Here is a 20,152-nt window from a genome sequence, read left to right as displayed (position 1 = left end):
CGTGGCGTGGATATGCCTCTATCGATCGGTAGAGTCGAGCCATGCTCGACTACAGCGCGACAGCGCGGAAAAAGGCGCAGCCGAGCATGGCTCGGCTCTACAGAAAGCGCTGCCTTAGCGCGGCCAGGCGTTGGCGATGGTGCAGAACAACCGCGCGGTCTGCTCGGTGTCATACACCGCGCTGTGCGCCTCGTTGGCATCCCAACCCAGCCCGGCGGCCGTGGCCGCACGTGCCAGCACGGTCTGCCCGTAGGCGATGCCGGCCAGGGTCACTGTGTCGAACACGCTGAACGGATGGAACGGATTGCGCTTGTGACCGGTCCGGGCCACCGCCGCATTGACGAAACCGAGATCGAAATGGGCGTTGTGGCCGACCAGGATCGCGCGCTGGCAGCCGTATTTCTTCATCGCCGCACGCACCGGGGTGAAGATGTGGTCCAGCGCGGCCTTCTCTTCCTTGGCCAGCCGGAACGGGTGGTCGAGGATGATGCCGGTCACTTCCAGCGACTTCGGGTCGATCTCCAGGCCTTCGGCCGGCACCACGTGGGCGCTGGCGGTCTGGCCGGGGTAGAGCAGGCCGTTCTCGTCCATCTCGATCGGCACGGCGGCGATTTCCAGCAGGGCGTTGCGCTGGCTGTCGAAGCCGCCGGTTTCCACATCCACCACCACCGGCAGGAAGCCGCGGAAGCGTTGTGACATCGCGCGCTGCGCCTGGGGTACTGCGGAATCGGGAGCGGCGGCAGGTGCGGGCGTGGGGTCAGTCATGCGTGAATTCTAGCAGAGCGACCCTGAGCGCCCGGCCAGCCTTCTGTGCATGGGTTCCCTGCGTGGTCGTGTGTCGACCAAGGTCGACACCTACCGGGCACCGCACGCTCAGGATTCCGGTAGGTGCCAACCTTGGTTGGCACGGTGCGCGCCGACCAGGGTCGGCATTTACCGGACTGCGGGCCGTGCCGTCGTGCCCGATGGCTGCCACCGCGCCAACCACGCATCCACGCTCAGCCTGCCGGCGCCGGTGAAGATCAGTGGCAGCAGCATCGCCATGAACAGCACCGGCAGCTTGAAGTTGCCGAAGCCCTGGTCAGTGATCGCGTAGCCCATGGCGAGGTCAGACAGCGAGTTCCACTCCATCGGCCAATGCACTGCATAGGTGGCCACAACGGTCAGCACCAGCAGGCTGGCCGCGGCAAACCGGGTGCCGAATCCAACCAGCAGGCAGGCCGCGCCGATCAGTTCGAACCACGTGGCGAGCTGCCAGTTCAGGGTGGCCGGCAGCTGGTCGAACGGGAACGGGAAGGCATCCTGCAGGTCGGCGAACCAGTTCTGGCCGTGCAGTTTTTCGCGGCCGGATTCGAAGTATTCCCAGGCCAGCAGCAGGCGCAGGCCGAGCGGGGCCAGCCAGGGGGCGAGACGGTCCAGCTGGCCGCGCACGGCGGCCAGGGTCGGGAGGTTCATCGGTGGTTCTCCGGGGGAAGGGGGCGTCAGCCGGGGACTGCGAGCGGGCCGATCACGCCGGCCTGCAGGAACTGCTGCAGCAGCGCGGCACCGGGTCCGGCCAGCGCGTCCTCGGCCAGGCCGTGCGCGGCGGCCAGGTGCCGCAGGTAGCCATGGCCATCGAGGCCAGGGTGTTCGCCGATGCTGGACAGCAGGTACACCGCCAGCGGGCTGAGTACGGCAAAGCGCACCCCGCCATCGGCCTCGCGACGAACCAGCAGGCCGGTCGGTTCCGCCGGCGGTTGTGACGGTGCGTCCTCGGCACCGAGCCGGTGCACGGGCCACTGATACAGCAGCGGCCATGCCAGTGGCGAGCGCTGCAGCGGCACCCGCAGCGGGTCGATGCCACCCGGCGCAGGCAGAGGCTCGGCAGGAAGCTGGTACAGCGCGGTTTCCACCCACTCGTAATGAGCAAGTTCGGCCAACGCCGGGTGCGGCAGCTGTGGCTGGGCCTGCAGCCACTGCACGAATTCGGCGGCCAGTTCGGTGAACAGCGGCGTCTGGCAGCGATGGGTCGCGAAGTACTGGCGCACCAGTCCGCTCCAGGCCGGTTCGCCGAGCAGGCGCACGCAGACCGGGAAGCCGTTGCTCAACAGGCCGAGCAGGTTGTTGAACAGCAGCCGTTGGTACACCGCCACCCGGCGTGGCTCCAGGCCGGCCGGTGCAGGCACCGCATGTGGATCGCGCAGGTGAGCGGTGAACGCGTGCTGCTGCGCGCGCAGGGTGTCGGTGGCGTCAGCCATGTGCAGCCCCGGCGTGCGCGGCCTGCAGGCGGCGGATGGTCTGCAGTTCGCCCTGCAGTTCTGCATAGGGCGGGAAATTGAAATCGCGTTCGAGCAGGGTGGGGCGTGGGCCGATGCGCGCGTAGGTACGCGCCAGCAGCTCCCAGACCGGGTCGATCACCGCGCTGCCATGGGTATCGATCTTCAGGTCCGGTGCCTCGTCCAGGTGCCCGGCCACGTGCAGGCAGACGATGCGCTCTGCGGGCAGCCCGGCAATGAAGGCGTCGGCGTCGTAGCCATGGTTGCAGGCGTTGACGTAGACGTTGTTGACGTCCAGCAGCAGGTCGCAGTCGGCCTCGGCGAGCACGGCCTTGGTGAAGGCCAGTTCGTCCATTGCCGGCTCCGGTGCCAGGTAGTAGGACACGTTTTCCACCGCGATGCGGCGACCCAGCAGGTCCTGCACGCGGGCGATGCGTGCGGCGGTATGGCGCACCGCTTCGTCGGTGAACGGAATCGGCAGCAGGTCGTAGAGGTGGCCGTCGTCGCTGCAGTAGCTCAGGTGCTCGCTGTACAGCGGCACACGGTGCTTTTCCAGGAATTGGCCGACCTGTTCCAGCAGCTGCGTATCCAACGGCGCACTGCCGCCCAGCGACAACGACAGGCCGTGGCAGCTCAACGGATGGCGCTGCGCCAGTTCGGCCAGCGCATCCCCAGCGGGGCCACCGACATGGATCCAGTTCTCCGGTGCGCATTCGAGGAAATCGAAGTCACCCGCCGGTGCATCGCGCAGATCCTGCAGCAGCGCCCTGCGCAGCCCCAACCCGGCGGCCGCCGCATGAAGCGGCGACCGCAGGTGGACGGCGCTGGCGCGGACGTCAGTGCTTGGCACCGCACTTGCCTTCGCCGCACTTGCCCTCGGCCGCCTTCTTGTCGCCGGTCTTGGCCTTGGCGCCTGCCGCGGCACCGGCGGCCTTGCCCTTGTCGGCGCCGCACTTGCCTTCGGCACTCTTGCCGTCGGCACCACATTTGCCTTCGGCGTGCTTGGTCGCGTCGGCGGCCATCCTGGTATCTGCTGCCTTGGCATCGGTGCTGGCCTTGGCTGCCTGGCCGGCCACCAGATAGCCCTGGGCCAGGTCGCTCATGCTCAGCGCCGAGGCACTGGCGGTCATGCCCAGGCCGGCGGCCAGGGCGGTAGCAGTCAGCAGGGACAGGGTCTTGTTGGAACTGCTCATCGGTCGTGCTCCTGGGTGGTGTGGGCGGGTGCCCGAGTGGCCGGCAGGGATGCCGGTGGAAACGATGGTGCAGCGATCCTACTCAACGAATCCTCGCCAAGACCTCAAATTTTCGTGAGGTTTGTTACAGAAGCATCCGGAAGGTTCGCACCGGGCAAGCCCGGCGCCCACAACGCGGGTGGAACGCCCAGAAACAGGAAGGCCGCTGTCACCAGGACAGCGGCCACCTTGGAGTCGACTCCGGTGTTGCAGTGCAGCGTCAGGGCTGGCCGGTGCTGGAGGTCTCGTCGCGCTTCTCGCGCGGCGGCAGCGGCTGCTCGCCGTGCACCAGGAACCACACGTTCTCGGCGATGTTGGTGGCGTGGTCACCCACGCGCTCCAGGTTCTTGGCCATGAACAACAGGTGCGTGCACGGGGTGATGTTGCGCGGGTCTTCCATCATGTAGGTCAGAAGCTCGCGGAACAGCGCGGTGTACTGCGCGTCCAGGCGGGCATCGTCCTCGCGCAGTGCCAGTGCGGCGTCGGCGTCGTTGTCGCGGTAGGCGGCAATGGCGCGGCGCACCTGCTGCGCGGCCAGGCGGCCCAGTGCGCGCAGGCCCTGGATCTGCGGCAGCGGCGGCACCTTGCCCAGCGCGATCGAGCGCTTGGCGACGTTGGCCGCATAGTCGCCGATGCGTTCGATGTCGGCCGGGATGCGCAGGCCGGCGAGGATCTCGCGCAGGTCGCGCGCCATCGGGCCACGCAGCGCCAGGCGCATCACGTCGTGGCTGATCTGCTGCTCAAGCGCATCGATCGCTTCGTCGTTGGCGATGATGCGATGGGCGGCGTTCTCGTCGCGCTTCTCGATCACGTCCATCGCCGCTTCGAGCTGGGCGACGGCCATCTCGCCCATGTGCACGATTTCGGCCACCAGGCGCTGCTGCTCTTCGTCGTAGCTCTTGACGATGTGGTCGTTGGGAAGATTCATGGTTGTTCCACTCTGTAGAGTCGAGCCATGCTCGACTGCCGTTGTCTGTAGAGCCGAGCCACGCTCGACTGCCGTTTCAGCCGAAGCGACCGGTGATGTAGTCCTCGGTCTGCCGCTGCGACGGCTGCGAGAAGATCACCTCGGTGCGGTCGTGCTCGATCAGGTCGCCCAGGTACATGAAGGCGGTGTAGTCGGACACGCGCGCGGCCTGCTGCATGTTGTGGGTGACGATCACGATGGTGTACTCGTGCTTGAGTTCTTCCACCAGCTGCTCGATGCGGCTGGTCGAGATCGGGTCCAGCGCCGAGGTCGGCTCGTCCAGCAGCAGCACCGACGGGCGCAGCGCCACGGCACGGGCGATGCACAGGCGCTGCTGCTGGCCACCGGACAGGCCCAGCGCGCTCTGCCCCAGCTTGTCCTTCACTTCGTCCCACAGCGCGCCCTGGCGCAGCGCCTGCTCGACGCGGTCGGCCATGTCGGCCTTGCTCAGCTTTTCGTGGTGGCGGATGCCGTAGGCCACGTTCTCGAAGATGGTCATCGGGAACGGCACCGGCTTCTGGAACACCATGCCGACCTTGCTGCGCAGGCGGTTCATCGGGTACTTCGGCGACAGGATGTTCTCGCCGTCCAGCAGCACTTCACCGCGCGCTTCCAGCTTCGGGTACAGCGCGTAGATGCGGTTGAAGATGCGCAGCAGGGTCGACTTGCCGCAACCGGAGGGACCGATCAGCGCGGTCACGCGCTTTTCCGGAATTTCCAGGTTGATGCCCTTCAGGGCGTGGAACTTGTCGTAGTAGAAGTCCAGTCCACGCGCAGCCAGCTTCACCGGCGACGGCGTGTGCAGGCTCTCGTGCGAGGACGGCACGGCGATGCGCTGCATCGGCACGGCGTTGGAAAGGTCGTTCATGGCGTTATCCACGGAAAGGTCAGTCATGGGAGATACGGTTGCGCAGCAGGATGCCGCGGGCGGCAAGGCTGACCAGCAACACGAAGACAGTCAGCACCAGGGCACCGGCCCAGGCCAGGACCTGCCAGGATTCATACGGGCTGCCGGCGAACTGGTTCATCACCACCGGCACGGAGGCCATCGGCTGGAAGATGTTGTTGTTCCAGTACTGGTTGCCGAAGGCGGTGAACAGCAGCGGCGCGGTCTCGCCGGAGATGCGGGCCAGCGCCAGCAGGATGCCGGTGATGATGCCGGCCGAGGCACTGCGGTACAGCACCTGCACGATCACCTTCCACTGCGGGATGCCCAGCGACAGGGCCGCTTCACGCATCTGCGAGGGCACCAGGCGCAGCATCTCGTCGGTGGTGCGCACCACCACCGGCAGCACGATGAAGGCCAGCGACAGGGCACCGGCGAACGCCGAGAAGTTGCCGCCGGTCTGCATCACGTACAGGGTGTAGACGAACAGGCCGAGCACGATCGACGGCGCCGACAGCAGGATGTCGTTGACGAAGCGGACCACGGTGCCGGCCTTGCGGGCGTTGCCGTACTCGGCCAGCCAGGTGCCGGCCAGCACGCCCAGCGGGGTGCCGATGCCGATCGCCAGCGCGCACATCACCGCGCTGCCGAAGAAGGCGTTGGCGAGGCCGCCTTCCTGCATCGGCGGCGGCGTCATCTTGGTGAACAGATCCCAGTTGATGCCGGCCAGGCCCTTGGAGGCCAGGGTGAACAGGATCCAGCCCAGGAAGAACAGGCCGAACAGGGCGGTGGCGCACGATGCGGCGATGGCGATGACATTGCCGATGCGGCGGCGCAGGTACAGCGAATCAGCGGTGGTGGACATCAGTTGCCCTCCTTGCGAGACAGGCGCATCAGCATCAGGCGGGCGATGGCCAGCACCACGAAGGTGACGATGAAGAGGACGAAGCCGAGCAGCAGCAGGGCCGAGCGGTAGGTTTCAGTGGCTTCGCCGAAATCGTTGGCGATCAGCGCGGCGATGGTGGTGCCCGGTTCCAGCAGCGACGGCGACAGGCGCACGCTGTTGCCGATAACGAACGCCACCGCCATCGTCTCGCCCAGAGCGCGGCCGAGGCCGAGGAAGATGCCGCCGATCACCGCCGAGCGGGTGTAGGGCAGGACGATGTCCCAGCTCACTTCCCACTTGGTGGAACCCAGCGCATAGGCCGATTCCTTCAGTCGGGTCGGCACGGTCAGGAACACTTCGCGCATCACCGAGGAGATGAACGGAATGACCATGATGGCCAGCACGAAACCGGCGGTGAGCATGCCGATGCCGAGCGGCGGGCCTTGGAACAGCGGGCCGATGATCGGCATCTCGCCCAGGGTTTCGTTGAGGAACGGGGTGACGTACTCGGTCATCACCGGCACCAGCACGAACAGGCCCCACATGCCGTAGATGATCGAGGGAATGCCGGCCAGTAGTTCGATGGCGGTACCGATCGGACCACGCAGCCAGCGCGGCGCGACTTCGGTGAGGAAGAAGGCGATGCCGAAGCTGACCGGCACGGCGATGACCATCGCGATGAGCGCGGTGACCAGGGTGCCGTAGATCGGGGCGAGAGCGCCGAACTTGTTTTCGACCGGATTCCAGTCAGCGGAGAAGAAGAAGCTCAGGCCCTGCATCTGCAGGGCATGACGGCCGCCCCACAGCATCGACAGTGCGGCGCAGGCCAGGGCGATCAGGACGAAGATGACGGTGCCGACCAGCACCCATCGGAACAGTTTGTCGTTGCGGGCATCACGCGTATCACGCGTGGACGGGGCTGCTACAGGCTGGGCGATGGCATTCATGGGGACGGCAGGGCCAGGAAGGGGCGGGGCGGCACGGCGTGGAAGAGGCGGTGCCCGCGCGGGGCGGGCACCGTCGTGTCCATCACTTCAGGTCGGTCGCCCAGTAGGCCTCGATCTGCTTGACCAGTTCGGCAGGCAGCGGCACGTAGTGCAGCTCGTTGGCCTGGGCCTGGCCGTTCTCGAAGGCCCACTTGAAGAAGGCCAGGGTGTCCTGGTTGCGCTTGGCGTCCTTCGGCTGCTTCTGCATCAGCATGAAGTTGGTGGCGGTGATCGGCCACGCCTGCTCGCCCGGAGCGTTGGTGATGACCAGGTTGAAGTCCTTGGCGCTGGCCCAGTCGGCGCTGGCGGCCGCGGCGGCGAAGGTTTCCGCGCTCGGCGCGACCCAGTTGCCGGCCGCGTTCTGCATGGCGGTGTACGGCATGCCGTTCTGCAGGGCGTAGGCCAGTTCGACGTAGCCGATGGAGCCCTTGATCTGCTTCACGTAGGAAGCAACGCCTTCGTTGCCCTTGCCACCGACGCCGTCCGGCCACTGCACCGAGGTGCCTTCGCCGACCTTGCTCTTCCACTCCGGGCTGACCTTGGACAGGTAGTTGGAGAAGTTGAAGGTGGTGCCCGAACCGTCCGAACGGTGGACCAGGGTGATCTTGCCTTCCGGCAGCTTCACGCCCGGGTTGGCGGCGACGATGGCGGGGTCGTTCCAGGTCTTGACCTTGCCCAGAAAGATGTCGGCCAGCAGGGCGCCGCTCAGGCGCAGCTTGCCGGCTTCCAGGCCTTCGATGTTGACCACCGGCACCACGCCGCCGATGGCGGAGGGGAACTGCGCCAGGCCGGCCTGGGCCAGCTCTTCGCTGCTCAGCGGCTTGTCGGAGGAACCGAAGTCGACTGTGCCGGCCTTGATCTGGGCGATACCGCCGCCCGAGCCGATCGACTGGTAGTTGATCTTGGCACCGGTGCTGGCGTTGTAGTCAGCCGACCACTTGGAGACCAGCGGGAAGATGAAAGAAGCGCCGGCACCGGACACTTCGGCGGTCACCTTGGCACCGGCAGCGGCCGGGGCAGCGGCACCGTCGGCAGCCGGCTGCTGTGCGGCCTGCTTGTCGCCACCGCAGGCCGACAGGCCCAGGGCGATGGCCAGGGAAAGGGCGGCAAGGCCGGCCGAGTGCAGTTTCATGGTCACTCCATAGCGGGGAAGAGCCGACGTGGTCGGCGGATGCGGCTATGAAATGATGTTTTTGTTACAGCCGTATTACGACCATGACAGAGGTGTCCTGGATCACGTTCTGACAAGGGTTTCACGGGGTTGGCCCCCATCGCGCAGAGCCCGGGATGCCCGGATCTGCGCACCGGTATGACGGCAGGTTGGCCCTTGTAGCGTCGAGCTTGCTCGACTGCTCCCTGCCCTCGGTAGGTGCGGACCGTTGGTCCGCACGCGCCAGCATCCAGCCGAGCGTGGGCTCGGCTCTACACGCGCTCCTGCCTTTGCTCCTGCCTTCCATGACCCCACCGCGCCCCCGATGAACTGACCAGAGGCGACGCAGGGCACAGCCCGGGACCGTTCGCGCCATGGATGGCGCGATCGAGCCCCCATGGACGGGTTTACGGCGTGTCCCGGGCTGGGCCCTGCGTCGCCTACTCCCGGTAGATCGGAGGCGCAGCGCATTTCACGACCAACCACCAAAACAAGAAGAGCGCGAGATCTCGAGGATCTCGCGCCCGGGGTGGGATCGGCGGGGGAGAGAGGACCCGCCGATCCCGTTCCTGCGGGGGAACGCGCTTGCTTACTTCAGGTTCTGCGACCAGTAGGTCTCGATCTGGCGGACCAGGCTGTCCGGCAGCGGCACGTAGTCCAGCTGGCGGGCCTGGGCGTCGCCGCTCTTGTAGACCCAGCGGAAGAACTCCTGGGTGGCCTTGCCGTTGGCAGCGTTCTTCGGCTTCTTGTGCACCAGGATGAAGTTGGTGGCGGTGATCGGCCAGGACTCGGCGCCCGGGGCGTTGGTCATCACCAGGTAGAAGTCCTTGGCGCTGGCCCAGTCGGCGCTGGCGGCAGCGGCAGCGAACGAGGTGTCGCTCGGCTGCACGAAGCGGCCGGCGGCATTCTTCATCGCGGTGTACGACAGCTTGTTCTGCAGCGCGTAGGACAGTTCGACGTAGCCGATGCCGCCCTTGATCTGCTTCACGTAAGCGGCAACGCCTTCGTTGCCCTTGCCGCCGATGCCGGCCGGCCACTGGACCGAGGTGCCTTCACCGACCGAGCTCTTCCACTCCGGGCTGACCTTGGACAGGTAGTTGACGAAGTTGAAGGTGGTGCCCGAGCCGTCCGAACGGTGCACGACGGTGATCTTGGCGCTCGGCAGGGTCACGCCCGGGTTCAGCGCGGCGATGGCCGGGTCGTTCCAGGTCTTGATCTTGCCCAGGAAGATGTTGGCCAGCACGGTGCCGTCCAGCTTCAGCGCGCCCGGGGCGATGCCGGCCACGTTGACCACCGGCACCACGCCGCCGATCACCGACGGGAACTGCGCCAGGCCCGAAGCCGCCAGCTCTTCCGGCTTCAGCGGGGCGTCGGACGAGCCGAAATCAACGGTCTTGGCCTTGATCTGCGCAATGCCGCCGCCGGAACCGATCGACTGGTAGTTGACCTTGTTGCTGGTGGCGGCGTTGTAGTCGGCCGACCACTTCGACATCACCGGGTAGATGAACGAGGCGCCCGCGCCGGTGATTTCAGCGGCGTTGGCGGCGAACACGGACGACGCTGCGAAGACGGCAACGGCAACGCGCGACTTGAAGGCGTGGATCACGGGGTGGCTCCTGGGTTGATTGGGATGCGGGGTTACCCGCCCGGCGCACATTCCATAACGGTTCGATGACAGCGCAGGGACCGTTGTATGACGCAACCGTTACAGCGCTGCCCGGTGCCCGCACAGCAGGTGCGTGAAGGTTCTGAGTGCTGCGGGCGACGTGATGGCCAATGCACCGGAAACGGACATAAGCCGGTTGCGATCACGTTCTATATGTCGCTGATGGCCTGTCCGGTGCGGTCGTCAATGCCGACCCTGCCCGGCATTCCGCAGTGATGCCGCGTCATCCACACGAAACCAGCAATGCCGGTGAAGGTCGCGCGGCGACCGGCCCGGGCACGGACGCTGATACGTCACGCCATATGCCGCAAGGGATCGACAAGCATGTAGCCACAAATGAGTCGTACGCATGACCGCACGAAGAAATCTGTGGTTGGTGCTCAATCTGTCATTCGGTTGTCATGGTTTTAACGGAACGTTCGCAAAACGCTTGACCGGCCTGCCGGCGTGGCGTTCTGCCCAAGCCATTCCAACCCTCTGGAGAAATCCAAAATGCGTTCCCATTTGCTCGCCGCCGCGGTCGTTGCAAGCCTCGGTCTGGTTTCCGCCGACGCCTTCGCAGCCCCCGCCAGCTCGGGCGTATCCCAGGCACAGCTGCAGCAGCTGCAGGCACAGATCGCTGCGCTGCAGGCCCAGGTCCAGCAGTTGCAGAACGATTCGCAGGCGCTGCAGGCGCAGTCCGACGCGCAGTCCGAAGTGAACATCACTCAGGCGCAGGCCCTGGAAGGTGCACAGAAGACCCAGACCAGCGTCGACAAGCTGGCCAAGCTGGTCAATGACAACAAGATCGGCGGTCGCATGTTCTTCGACCTGACCAACATCGACAAGACCAGCAACGGCAAGGACACCGCCGCCAGCGGCACCGGTCTGGACGTCAAGCGCTTCTACCTGACCGTCGATCACAAGTTCAACGACATCTGGTCGGCCAACCTGACCACCGACTTCCAGTACAGCTCGGCCATCGGCAACACCGAACTGTTCGTCAAGAAGGCCTACGTGCAGGGCAGCTTCGACCCGGCCTTCAACCTGCGCGTCGGTGCCGCCGACATGCCGTGGATCCCGTACGTCGAGAAGTTCTACGGCATGCGCTATGTCGAGAACACCCTGACCGACCGCCTGAAGTACGGCAACTCGTCCGACTGGGGCCTGCATGGCTTCGGCAACCTGGGCAACAACTTCAACTATGCGGTCTCGGTCGTGTCCGGCGCCGGTTACAAGAACCCGACCCGCAGCAAGGGCATGGACGTGGAAGGCCGCGCGGCCTATACCCCGAACGAGAACTTCGTGGTTGCCATCGGTGGCTACAGCGGCAAGCTGGGCAAGGAGACCGACATCCAGAGCGCCGAGAACACCTACACCCGCGCCAATGCGATGGTGGCCTACGCCAGCAGCGACTTCCGCGTCGGTGGCGAGTACTTCCAGGCCAAGAACCTCAACAACGTGATGACCGTTGCCACCGACAAGACCAGTGGCTGGTCGGTGTGGGGCAGCGTGCGCGTCACCGACGGCGGCATCAACGTGTTCGGTCGTTACGATGACACCGACGTCAGCAAGACCCTGGACCCGACCCTGAGCGACAAGTACTGGAACGTCGGCGTCGAGTTCCCGGTCATGAAGAACCTCAAGCTGTCGACCGTGTACAAGTACACGCACCTGGCCAACGCCAGCGACAAGAAGAACGACAAGACCAAGGAATTCGGCGTCTGGGGCGACCTGTCGTTCTGATGTCCTGAAGCACCCTTGTCTACAAGCAAAGACGGCGGGCCTTGTGCCCGCCGTCTTTGTTTTGTCACACCACGAACGCGGTCACGCCTCGGCCGTGGTCTTTTCCTTGAACCGGCACAGGTCGGCGATCACGCAGCCCGGGCAATCCGGCTTTCGCGCCTTGCACACATAACGCCCGTGCAGGATCAGCCAGTGATGCGCGTCGAGCAGGAACTCGGCCGGAATCACCTTCACCAGTTTGTCTTCCACTTCACGCACGTTCTTGCCTGGCGCCAGGCCGGTGCGGTTGGATACGCGGAAGATATGCGTGTCCACCGCCATCACCGGCTCGCCGAACGCAGTGTTGAGCACCACGTTGGCGGTCTTGCGTCCAACGCCTGGCAGCGCTTCCAGTTCATCGCGATCGCGCGGCACTTCACCGCCGTGCTTCTCCAGCAGGATCGCACAGGTGGCGATCACGTTCTTCGCCTTGGCGTTGAACAGGCCGATGGTGGCGATGTACTGCTTCAGCCCGTCCTCGCCGAGTGCGAGGATCTTCGCCGGCGTGTTGGCGACCGGGAACAGACGGCGCGTGGCCTTGTTGACGCCGACGTCGGTGGCCTGCGCCGACAGCGCGACCGCCACCAGCAGCTCGAACGGCGAGCTGTACTCCAGTTCGGTCTTCGGGTGTGGATTGAGTTCGCGCAGGCGGGTGAACATTTCCACCACGTCGGCGCGCGGCATCGTGCCGCCACGCCGCGCCGGGGCGCGTGCGGTCTTCTTCATGGTGGCCATTACTGCTCCTTGCCGCTGGCGCGGGCCTTGGCCCGGGCGAGGATGGCGGCGGCTGCGGCGGGCAGGGCGGGTTTCACGTCCGGCGCCGGGGCCGGCGTACGGCGTGCATCGCGCTCGGCCTCACGGCGCGCCAGACGCACCGCGCGCGCGCGGTAGCGTTCGCGTGCGGCCCATGCCGCGTGCAGCTGCTGCTGGGCCTGCTGCAGGCGTTGTGGAAGGTCCGGGTGGCCGGGCAGCAGCTGCTCGTCGCCGGCGCGGGCAATGTAGTCCATCAGGCCCGCCTGCAGGGCGCCATCGAGATCGTCTGCCTGGACCCGGGCGAACAGCTGCGCGGGGTTGGGTCGGGATGCCATGGCGTCAGCGGTTCTGGAAGGCCGGCGGACGGCGCTGCAGGAACGCGCCGGTGCCTTCGCGCATGTCCTCGGTGGCGAACAGCAGGCCGAACTGCGCGCTTTCGTACTCCAGCCCTGCCTCCAGGCTGCATTCTCCACCCACGTGCACGGCGTCCAGCAGGCCACGCAGGGCCAGCGGCGCCGAGCGCGCCAACTGGCGGGCGACGTCCTGCACACGGTTGTCCAGCGCGTCGGCCGGCACCACCTCGTTGACGATGCCCAGTTCCAGCGCACGCGCGGCGTTGATCGGTGCACCCAGCAGGCACAGCTCCAGGGTGGCGGCGCGGCCGCACAGGCGCAGCAGGCGCTGGCTGCCGCCGAAGCCGGGAATCAGGCCGAGATTGATCTCCGGCTGCCCGACCTTGGCCGTATCGGCAGCGATGCGCAGGTGGCAGGCCATGGCCAGTTCCAGCCCGCCGCCCAAGGCGAAGCCGTTCACGCGCGCGATCACCGGCTTGGGCATGCGCTCGATCTGGCGCATCAGGGCCTGGCCGAGCAGGGAGAAATCACGTCCCTGAACCGCACTGAGTGTGTTCATCTCGGCGATGTCGGCCCCGGCCACGAACGCCTTCGGACCGGCACCGGTCAGCACCACCACGCGCACGTCCGGGTCGGCAGCGGCGGCGCTGAATGCCTCGGCCAGCGCCTGCAGGGTCGCGGCATTCAAGGCGTTGAGCTTGTCCGGGCGCTGGACGGTCACGGTGCGGATGGCGCCGTCGTCGGCGACAGCGATCAGGGCATCGGCCACGGGAAAACTCCTGAAACGTTAAAAAAAAGTGAGATTGAACTCCGCCAACGCAGACGGGTCTTAGCCTGCATCGTGAGTAGCGGTTACACGTTGTGCCCGTTATCCTAACCCGTCGCCTCAGGGCGGCGCAGAACGTCCCTGAGTTACCACCCCTGGAGAACTGTTTGATGAAGTTGCGTTCTATCGCGGTCGCCGTCGCGGCCCTGGCCCTGGCCCTGACGGGCAATGCCTTCGCCCAGGACGTCTCGTCCGAAAAGGGCAAGCTGAGCTACTACTTCGGTTACGACTACGGCAACAACCTGGCGGAGCTGACCGGTCGTGGTGAGCAGCTGGACATCAACTCGGTGGTGAAGGGTCTGCAGGACGCCTACGCCAAGAAGCAGCCGGCGATCACCGCCGACCAGCTGAAGCCGGCCGTTGAAGCGTTCCAGAAGCGCGAGCAGGGCCGTGCCCAGGCTGCCAAGGCCGAGTACGAAAAGGCTGCTGCCGAAAACAAGACCAAGAGCGATCAGTTCATCGCGGCGAACAAGGCCAAGGCCGGCGTGCAGTCCCTGCCGAGCGGCGTCCAGTACCGCGTGATCGAAGCTGGCAAGGGCGCCAAGCCGACCCAGGCCAGCACCGTGCAGCTGGAAGTGGCCGGTCCGTTCCCGTACGGCCAGCGCCCGACCGAAGCCCGCCCGGCCCAGCAGATTCCGTCGATCAAGGTCAGCGAAGTCGAAATGAAGGCCATGCGCGAGACCCTGCTGCAGATGCCGGCAGGCTCGAAGTGGGAAGTCACCCTGCCGCCGGACCAGGCCTACGGTGCCGACCCGCGCACCCCGTTCCCGCCGAACGTGGCTGTGCAGTTCGAGATCAAGCTGGTCAGCGTCAAGTAAATCGAAGCCGTAAACGAAACGCGCCGGTGATTCCACCGGCGCGTTTTTGTTTGCGCGGAGCGCGACGGTGCCACGCACCGCATCTGCACCCCGCGCAAATTCAGCCCGATCGCGCTACTGTTGCCGGGTGCAAACAATGGAAGAAACGGCGCGTGTTGTCGCAAGTCCCTGCATCGGAGTGTGCACGCTGGATCCGGACCGGCGATGCACCGGCTGCGGGCGGCACATCGATGAAATCGCACGGTGGTCGTCGATGAGCAACGAGGAGCGCAGCCGCATCCTGCATCGCGTGCAACCTCTGCGTGAACAGCTGCAGCAATCACTGCGCGGCTCGCTGGCCGATCACGAACGCTTGATGCGCGCGCTGCATCCACTGGCCGAGCCGCCGGCCGGCGACGGCTGGAACCGCAGCGAACTGAGTGACCTGCTGCCGCCGGGACCACCTGTGGAAGCCGCCGTACTGGCCGGCATCGTGCCGCGCGCCAATGGAGCACAGGTCATCCTTACCCGTCGCACCGAAACCCTGCGCCAGCATGGTGGCCAGGTCGGCTTCCCCGGCGGGCGCACCGAACCCGATGACCGCGACGCACTGGCGGCCGCGCTGCGCGAGAGCCAGGAAGAAATCGCACTGGCTCCGGGGCAAGTGCAGGCGCTGGGTTATCTCGATCCCTTTGTGACGATCACTGGCTACCGGGTCACGCCGGTGGTCGCCGTGGTCGATCCGGACTTCGTGCCGGTGCCGCAGCCCAGCGAAGTGGCCGAAGTGTTCGAAGTGCCGCTGGCCTACCTGATGGCCGCAGACAATCTGCGCCAGGTCGAAATCAATCACCGCGGCCGCATCCGCCACGTCCTTGAGTACGGCTGGCCCGGCCAGCGTATCTGGGGCGCGACCGCCGCCATTCTCTACAACCTGCGTCGCCGCCTGGAGCAAGTGCAATGAAGCCGATCGATCCGCCGTGGACCACGCTTGTCGATGTCGCCAGCCTGGCGGCTGCATTGGGTGAGGGCGTACGTGTCGTCGATGCACGTGCCACTGCCAGCAGCGCTGTACGTGTGGTCGATGCGCGGTCCTCGCTGGCCGATCCGCAGGCGGGTAGCGGCCAGTATCTGGCGGGGCACGTTCCGGGTGCGGTGTACGCCGACCTCAATCGTGACCTGTCGGATCTGACCCGCAGCGGCCACGGCCGTCATCCACTGCCGGACAGCGATGCCTTCGCGGCGAAGCTCGGCCAGTGGGGTATCGGTCCCGACACCCAGGTGGTGGTCTACGACGGCAGCGACGGCAGCATGGCCGCCTCGCGCCTGTGGTGGCTGCTGCGCCTGATCGGGCACACCAAAGTGGCCGTGCTCGACGGCGGTATCGCCGCCTGGCAGGCCGCCGGTCATCCCTTGGCGGCCGGGCAGGGCATCGTCGCGTCGCTGCCGTCCTACCCGGGCCGTTTCGACACCACCCAGATCGCCAATGCCGAGGAGATCAGCGCACGCCTGAAGCACGCGCCGGGCTGGCTGGTCGACGCACGCGCGGGCGAACGCTTCCGCGGCGAAGTCGAGCCGCTGGACCCGGTCGCCGGCCACGTACCCGGCGCGGTCAACCGCCCGTTTGCGTTGAACGTCGCCGACGGCCGCCTGCGTGATGCACAGGAGCTGCGCGCCGAACTTCAGAGCGTGATCGGCAACCGTGATCCGCAGCAGGTGGTGCTGATGTGCGGCTCCGGCGTGACCGCCTGCCACCTGCTGCTGGCGATGGAAAGCGCAGGACTGAGCGGCGCACGCATCTATGCCGATTCCTGGAGCGGCTGGGTGAGCGACAGCAGCCGCCCGGTGGCCAGCGGCGCCTGACTCTATCGTCTCGATATCCACGCAAAGAGCAGTCGAGCATAGCTCGACTCTACAAAAGCCCGTTCCGATCGATTCGACCTCGTGCCGACCAACGGTCGGCACCCACCAACAGCGGCGGAGATCTGTCGAAGGCGGGGTGGGTCCGGTTGCGGGGGTGTCCGCGGCATGGATGCCGCGGACAAGCCCCCATGGACGGGTTTACGGCGTCCCCCGCAACCGGACCCACCCCGCCATCCCACGGAATCCTGCTGTTGCCCTTGCTTCGGCCGTTGCCTCTGCGGGTGCAGGGCGCAGCCCTGCCGCTTACCCAACAGGCTGCAGCGGTACCTTCGCCAGCACCCGCGCCCACGGGAACAACGGTCCCGGATCACGCTTGCGCGCCACCATCAGCGTCGGGTCATCGCTGGCCGGCACCTGCTCCAGATCCAGCTGGTCATGCCCGGCAATCCGCCGCAGCGACGGGTAGCGTGCCACCAGCGCCTGCAGCAGCGCCTCCAGCGTCGCCAGCTGTGCTTCGGTGTACGGCTCGTCCATCGCCTGGTGGCGGCTGTCGAACCAGTCCGGGTAGCGCCCGGTGTTGACCAGTTCGATACCCAGCGTATGCGCGTTCATGCCGCGCACGTGGTGGGCCACGCGTTCCGGTGCCACGTACTGCACCACGCTGCCATCGCGGTCGATGTAGAAGTGGCCGCTGTTGCCGGCACCGCTGTCATACAGCACGCGCTCGCCGTACTCGCGGGCCATCGCCAGATCGGGCAGCTCGGTGCAGTGGATCACCACCATCTCCAGCGTGGCCGGGTTGCGCAGCGGCAGGCGGTCTTGGTAGGGCAGGGGCTGCAGCTGCAGGCCGGGCAGGAGCGGGTTGGGCATCCGGCGATGCTAGCATTGCGGCATGAACCTGCCTCCTCTTTCGCCGCCGACCCGCTCCCACGGAGCGCGCGCATGAGCCGCGGCCACTGCATCCTGTCCCACGGTTTCGAGAGCGGCCCGGAAGCGACCAAGGTCACCGCGCTGGCCGACGTGGCGCAACGCCTGGGCTGGACCCATGAACGCCCGGACTACACCGACCTGGACGCGATGAGCGAGGTCAGCCGGGTGGGCGACGTGCGCACCCGGCTGCAGCGCCTGGTGGAACGCACCGCCATCGCCGCCCAGCAGGGCCCGGTGGTGCTGGCCGGCTCCAGCCTGGGCGCCTACATCTCCGCCATCGCCTCGCTGCAGGTGCCTGTGGCCGGCCTGTTCCTGATGGTGCCGCCGACCACCATGGGCCCGATGCCGGCGCTGGATGCCGCGGCGGTGCCGATCACGGTGGTGCAGGCCTGGCATGACGATGTGGTCCCGGCCGCCGGGGTCATTGCCTGGGCGCAGGCGCGCGCCGCGCAGCTGCTGCTGGTCGATGACGGTCACCGCTTGGAACACCACGTGGAGGCCTCCGCGCAGGCCTTCGAGCGCCTGCTGCGGCAACTGTGAAGCCCGGGCGCACGGCGCGCCCGCCCGCTTTGACTACAATGGCAGCCCCGCCGCCCCCGGCGCGGGCCTGCTGGCCGTGCTTGCGGCCCTCCTTTCCGACCGGCCCGGCCCCTGTGCCGCGCCCGACCACCTGCGAACCGATCCCGTGAAATTCTTCGTCTCCTGCGCCAAGGGCCTGGAATACCTGCTTGCCGATGAACTGCCGGCCCTGGGCCTTGCCAAGGCCACTGCCACCATTGCCGGCGTCAACGCCGAGGGCGAACTGGAGCAGGCGCTGCGGATCGTGATGTGGTCGCGCCTGGCCAGCCGCGTGCTGTGGCCGATCGACGAGTTCGAGTGCCCGGACGAGCAGGCCCTGTATGACGGCGTGCGTGCGCTGCCGTGGCATGAGCACATCAAGCCGGAGATGACCCTGGCGGTGGACGCACATGTGTCCGGCGACAAGATCACCCACGCCCGCTTTGCCGCCCAGCGGATCAAGGACGCCATCGTCGACCGCATGCGCGATGAGGGGCTGGAACGTCCCTCGGTCAACACCGACCTGCCGGACGTGCGCGTCAACCTGTCACTGCGCAAGGGCCGTGCCTCGCTGTCGATCGACCTCGGCGGCGGCCCGCTGCATCGCCGGGGCTGGCGCGGGGCCGCCCACGAGGCACCGCTGAAGGAAAACCTGGCTGCCGCGCTGCTGCTGCGCGCGCAGTGGCCGCGCCTGCACGCCGCCGGTGGTGGCCTGCTGGACCCGATGTGCGGCAGCGGCACGCTGCTGATCGAGGGCGCGCTGATGGCCGCCGACGTCGCTCCCGGCCTGATGCGCCATGGCAGCCTGCCGCCGAGCCGCTGGCTGGGCTTCGACAAGGCCGCCTGGAAGACCATCCAGTGCGAAGCGCGCGACCGTGAGGCCGCAGGCCTGGCCGCGCTGAAGCCGGTCATCCACGGCAGCGACATCGACCCGACCGCGATTCAGGCGGCACGCGAGAATGCCGAGGTCGCGGGCGTCGCCCACGCGATTCGCTTCACCCGCGCCGACGTCGCCGACCTCGCCGCACCGGAGCAGGAGATCGGCGCGGTGGTCTGCAACCCGCCGTACGACGAGCGCCTGGCCGCCGATCCGGCGCTGTACCGCGCACTGGGCAGCGCCCTGCAGAAGGCGGTGCCGCAGTGGCGTGCCAGCCTGCTGTGCGGCAACGACGAACTGGCCTTCGCCACCGGCCTGCGCGCAGGCAAGAAGTACCAGATGTTCAACGGTGCGCTGGAATGCGCGCTGATCGTCTGCGACCCGATTGCTGTGCCGGGCCGCGATCCGGCACAGCCGCGCGAGCTGAGCGAAGGTGCGCAGATGGTGGCCAACCGCCTGCGCAAGAACCTGAAGAAGTTCAAGAGCTGGCGTGCCCGCGAGGACATCACCTGCTTCCGCGCCTATGACGCCGACCTGCCGGAGTACGCCGCCGCCATCGACGTCTATGAGGAAGACGGCGGCAAGCGCCGTACCTTCCTGCACGTGCAGGAATACGCCGCACCGGCTGCCATTCCGGAGAACGACGTGCGCCGTCGCCGCAACGAACTGCTGGCCGCTGCGCGTGAAGTGTTCGGCGTGCCGCCGGAGCAGGTCTCGATGAAGTCGCGCGAGCGCGGCAAGGGCGGCAGCAAGTATGGCCGCTTCGAGCAGCGTGACGAGTTCATCGTGGTACGCGAGAACAACGCGCTGCTGCAGGTGAATCTGTTCGACTACCTCGATACCGGCCTGTTCCTCGATCATCGCCCGCTGCGCCGGATGATGGCCGAACAGGCGCGTGGCAAGCGTTTCCTCAACCTGTTCTGCTACACCGGCGTGGCCAGCGTGCAGGCCGCGGTGGCCGGTGCCGCCAGTACCACCAGCGTCGACCTGTCGGCCACCTACCTGCAGTGGTGCTACGACAACCTGGCGCTGAACGGGCAGGGCGGCAACCAGCACCTGCTGGTGCAGGCCGATGCGATGGCCTGGCTGGAAGGCGACCGTGGCCAGTACGACGTGATCTTCTGCGACCCGCCGACCTTCTCCAACTCCGCGCGTGCCGATGACTTCGATGTGCAGCGCGAGCAGTTGAAGCTGCTGCGTGCAGCCGTGGCGCGGCTGGCGCCGGGCGGCGTGCTGTATTTCTCGAACAACTTCCGCCGCTTCAAGCTGGAAGAGAACGCCATCGCCGAATTCGCTCAGTGCCGTGAGATCACCGCGCGCACCATCGGTCCGGATTTCGAGCGCAACGCGCGCATCCACCGCGCGTGGGAATTGAAGCGGTTGGGGTGATTCCAGTCGAAAGGGGA

General features: G+C 66.8%; 21 protein-coding genes. 6 read left to right on the top strand and 15 right to left on the bottom strand.

Annotation, left to right across the window (positions count from 1 at the left end; all coding sequences use genetic code 11):
• Positions 1-114: 114 nt before the first annotated feature.
• From rnt to pstS (AC13FN_RS01010), 11 genes are all read right to left on the bottom strand, one after another.
• Positions 115-765: a ribonuclease T gene (rnt, locus tag AC13FN_RS01060; RefSeq protein WP_014036542.1), complete on the bottom strand. Its 651-nt coding sequence runs from the start codon at positions 763-765 to the stop codon at positions 115-117.
• 168 nt (positions 766-933) lie between these two features.
• Complete coding sequence (locus AC13FN_RS01055) at positions 934-1,455, bottom strand: HvfX family Cu-binding RiPP maturation protein (RefSeq protein ID WP_049411501.1); 522 nt, start codon at positions 1,453-1,455, stop codon at positions 934-936.
• A gap of 26 nt (positions 1,456-1,481) precedes the next feature.
• Positions 1,482-2,237, bottom strand: a complete 756-nt coding sequence (locus tag AC13FN_RS01050; protein ID WP_197644789.1) for an HvfC family RiPP maturation protein — start codon at positions 2,235-2,237, stop codon at positions 1,482-1,484.
• The gene (locus AC13FN_RS01045) at positions 2,230-3,105 is read right to left on the bottom strand and encodes an HvfB family MNIO-type RiPP peptide maturase (RefSeq protein ID WP_049436508.1); all 876 of its coding nucleotides are present in this window, start codon (positions 3,103-3,105) and stop codon (positions 2,230-2,232) included. The genes AC13FN_RS01050 and AC13FN_RS01045 overlap by 8 nt, the downstream gene beginning before the upstream one ends.
• Positions 3,092-3,448, bottom strand: coding sequence for a hypothetical protein (locus AC13FN_RS01040; protein ID WP_019337649.1), 357 nt, complete (start codon positions 3,446-3,448; stop codon positions 3,092-3,094). Before AC13FN_RS01040 ends, AC13FN_RS01045 begins: the two co-directional genes overlap by 14 nt.
• Before the next feature lie 259 nt (positions 3,449-3,707).
• Positions 3,708-4,415 carry a phosphate signaling complex protein PhoU gene (gene phoU, locus AC13FN_RS01035; protein ID WP_482984296.1) on the bottom strand — a complete coding sequence of 236 codons (708 nt, stop codon included), beginning with the start codon at positions 4,413-4,415 and terminating at the stop codon, positions 3,708-3,710.
• A gap of 76 nt (positions 4,416-4,491) precedes the next feature.
• Positions 4,492-5,322 carry a phosphate ABC transporter ATP-binding protein PstB gene (gene pstB / locus AC13FN_RS01030; protein WP_005408788.1) on the bottom strand — a complete coding sequence of 277 codons (831 nt, stop codon included), beginning with the start codon at positions 5,320-5,322 and terminating at the stop codon, positions 4,492-4,494.
• A gap of 19 nt (positions 5,323-5,341) precedes the next feature.
• Positions 5,342-6,205, bottom strand: coding sequence for a phosphate ABC transporter permease PstA (pstA, locus tag AC13FN_RS01025; RefSeq protein WP_049436509.1), 864 nt, complete (start codon positions 6,203-6,205; stop codon positions 5,342-5,344).
• Complete coding sequence (pstC, locus tag AC13FN_RS01020) at positions 6,205-7,173, bottom strand: phosphate ABC transporter permease subunit PstC (RefSeq protein ID WP_197579631.1); 969 nt, start codon at positions 7,171-7,173, stop codon at positions 6,205-6,207. Before pstC ends, pstA begins: the two co-directional genes overlap by 1 nt.
• An 82-nt stretch (positions 7,174-7,255) precedes the next feature.
• Positions 7,256-8,344 (bottom strand): phosphate ABC transporter substrate-binding protein PstS, encoded by a 1,089-nt coding sequence (gene pstS / locus AC13FN_RS01015; RefSeq protein WP_049436511.1) that lies wholly within the window; start codon positions 8,342-8,344, stop codon positions 7,256-7,258.
• 607 nt (positions 8,345-8,951) lie between these two features.
• A complete protein-coding gene (gene pstS / locus AC13FN_RS01010) occupies positions 8,952-9,968 on the bottom strand; it encodes a phosphate ABC transporter substrate-binding protein PstS (protein ID WP_049444582.1) in 1,017 nt (338 codons plus the stop codon).
• A gap of 552 nt (positions 9,969-10,520) precedes the next feature.
• Here pstS (AC13FN_RS01010) and AC13FN_RS01005 point away from each other — a divergent pair.
• A complete protein-coding gene (locus AC13FN_RS01005) occupies positions 10,521-11,753 on the top strand; it encodes a porin (protein WP_049436513.1) in 1,233 nt (410 codons plus the stop codon).
• A gap of 81 nt (positions 11,754-11,834) precedes the next feature.
• On the opposite strand, the gene nth is transcribed toward AC13FN_RS01005, so the two are convergent.
• The 3 genes from nth to AC13FN_RS00990 are packed head-to-tail and all read right to left on the bottom strand — an operon-like array spanning position 11,835 to position 13,667.
• A complete protein-coding gene (nth, locus tag AC13FN_RS01000) occupies positions 11,835-12,527 on the bottom strand; it encodes an endonuclease III (protein WP_054171362.1) in 693 nt (230 codons plus the stop codon).
• Positions 12,527-12,880 carry a hypothetical protein gene (locus AC13FN_RS00995; RefSeq protein ID WP_482984297.1) on the bottom strand — a complete coding sequence of 118 codons (354 nt, stop codon included), beginning with the start codon at positions 12,878-12,880 and terminating at the stop codon, positions 12,527-12,529. The genes nth and AC13FN_RS00995 overlap by 1 nt, the downstream gene beginning before the upstream one ends.
• 4 nt (positions 12,881-12,884) lie before the next feature.
• Positions 12,885-13,667 (bottom strand): enoyl-CoA hydratase/isomerase family protein, encoded by a 783-nt coding sequence (locus AC13FN_RS00990; RefSeq protein ID WP_010486201.1) that lies wholly within the window; start codon positions 13,665-13,667, stop codon positions 12,885-12,887.
• A gap of 167 nt (positions 13,668-13,834) precedes the next feature.
• Between AC13FN_RS00990 and AC13FN_RS00985 the strand changes: the two genes are divergently transcribed.
• The 3 genes from AC13FN_RS00985 (at position 13,835) to AC13FN_RS00975 (ending at position 16,381) form a co-directional block, all read left to right on the top strand.
• Positions 13,835-14,542: an FKBP-type peptidyl-prolyl cis-trans isomerase N-terminal domain-containing protein gene (locus tag AC13FN_RS00985; protein ID WP_482984298.1), complete on the top strand. Its 708-nt coding sequence runs from the start codon at positions 13,835-13,837 to the stop codon at positions 14,540-14,542.
• A 136-nt stretch (positions 14,543-14,678) separates the two neighbouring features.
• Complete coding sequence (locus tag AC13FN_RS00980; protein WP_054171363.1) at positions 14,679-15,482, top strand: CoA pyrophosphatase; 804 nt, start codon at positions 14,679-14,681, stop codon at positions 15,480-15,482.
• Positions 15,479-16,381, top strand: a complete 903-nt coding sequence (locus tag AC13FN_RS00975) for a sulfurtransferase (RefSeq protein WP_054171364.1) — start codon at positions 15,479-15,481, stop codon at positions 16,379-16,381. The genes AC13FN_RS00980 and AC13FN_RS00975 overlap by 4 nt, the downstream gene beginning before the upstream one ends.
• Positions 16,382-16,684: 303 nt before the next feature.
• On the opposite strand, the gene AC13FN_RS00970 is transcribed toward AC13FN_RS00975, so the two are convergent.
• Complete coding sequence (locus AC13FN_RS00970) at positions 16,685-17,251, bottom strand: N-acetylmuramoyl-L-alanine amidase (RefSeq protein ID WP_049436517.1); 567 nt, start codon at positions 17,249-17,251, stop codon at positions 16,685-16,687.
• Between the two features lie 72 nt (positions 17,252-17,323).
• Between AC13FN_RS00970 and AC13FN_RS00965 the strand changes: the two genes are divergently transcribed.
• Positions 17,324-17,851 carry an alpha/beta hydrolase gene (locus AC13FN_RS00965; protein ID WP_049436518.1) on the top strand — a complete coding sequence of 176 codons (528 nt, stop codon included), beginning with the start codon at positions 17,324-17,326 and terminating at the stop codon, positions 17,849-17,851.
• Between the two features lie 145 nt (positions 17,852-17,996).
• Positions 17,997-20,135: a bifunctional 23S rRNA (guanine(2069)-N(7))-methyltransferase RlmK/23S rRNA (guanine(2445)-N(2))-methyltransferase RlmL gene (rlmKL, locus tag AC13FN_RS00960; protein WP_482984299.1), complete on the top strand. Its 2,139-nt coding sequence runs from the start codon at positions 17,997-17,999 to the stop codon at positions 20,133-20,135.
• The last annotated feature ends 17 nt before the right edge of the window (positions 20,136-20,152 follow it).

The organism is Stenotrophomonas sp. 115C5 (genome assembly GCF_056861055.1).
This window is presented reverse-complemented; position numbering and strand designations above follow the sequence as displayed.

Bases quoted from the DNA above. Each gene is read 5' to 3' on its own strand.
- AC13FN_RS01055 (WP_049411501.1), bottom strand. From the start codon at position 1,455: ATGAACCTCCCGACCCTGGCCGCCGTGCGCGGCCAGCTGGACCGTCTC.
- AC13FN_RS00970 (WP_049436517.1), bottom strand. From the start codon at position 17,251: ATGCCCAACCCGCTCCTGCCCGGCCTGCAGCTGCAGCCCCTGCCCTAC.
- AC13FN_RS01050 (WP_197644789.1), bottom strand. From the start codon at position 2,237: ATGGCTGACGCCACCGACACCCTGCGCGCGCAGCAGCACGCGTTCACC.
- AC13FN_RS00975 (WP_054171364.1), top strand. From the start codon at position 15,479: ATGAAGCCGATCGATCCGCCGTGGACCACGCTTGTCGATGTCGCCAGC.
- AC13FN_RS01005 (WP_049436513.1), top strand. From the start codon at position 10,521: ATGCGTTCCCATTTGCTCGCCGCCGCGGTCGTTGCAAGCCTCGGTCTG.
- AC13FN_RS00985 (WP_482984298.1), top strand. From the start codon at position 13,835: ATGAAGTTGCGTTCTATCGCGGTCGCCGTCGCGGCCCTGGCCCTGGCC.
- nth (WP_054171362.1), bottom strand. From the start codon at position 12,527: ATGGCCACCATGAAGAAGACCGCACGCGCCCCGGCGCGGCGTGGCGGC.
- pstC (WP_197579631.1), bottom strand. From the start codon at position 7,173: ATGAATGCCATCGCCCAGCCTGTAGCAGCCCCGTCCACGCGTGATACG.
- pstB (WP_005408788.1), bottom strand. From the start codon at position 5,322: ATGAACGACCTTTCCAACGCCGTGCCGATGCAGCGCATCGCCGTGCCG.
- pstS (WP_049436511.1), bottom strand. From the start codon at position 8,344: ATGAAACTGCACTCGGCCGGCCTTGCCGCCCTTTCCCTGGCCATCGCC.
- AC13FN_RS00995 (WP_482984297.1), bottom strand. From the start codon at position 12,880: ATGGCATCCCGACCCAACCCCGCGCAGCTGTTCGCCCGGGTCCAGGCA.
- pstA (WP_049436509.1), bottom strand. From the start codon at position 6,205: ATGTCCACCACCGCTGATTCGCTGTACCTGCGCCGCCGCATCGGCAAT.
- AC13FN_RS00980 (WP_054171363.1), top strand. From the start codon at position 14,679: ATGGAAGAAACGGCGCGTGTTGTCGCAAGTCCCTGCATCGGAGTGTGC.
- phoU (WP_482984296.1), bottom strand. From the start codon at position 4,415: ATGAATCTTCCCAACGACCACATCGTCAAGAGCTACGACGAAGAGCAG.
- rnt (WP_014036542.1), bottom strand. From the start codon at position 765: ATGACTGACCCCACGCCCGCACCTGCCGCCGCTCCCGATTCCGCAGTA.
- AC13FN_RS00965 (WP_049436518.1), top strand. From the start codon at position 17,324: ATGAGCCGCGGCCACTGCATCCTGTCCCACGGTTTCGAGAGCGGCCCG.
- AC13FN_RS01040 (WP_019337649.1), bottom strand. From the start codon at position 3,448: ATGAGCAGTTCCAACAAGACCCTGTCCCTGCTGACTGCTACCGCCCTG.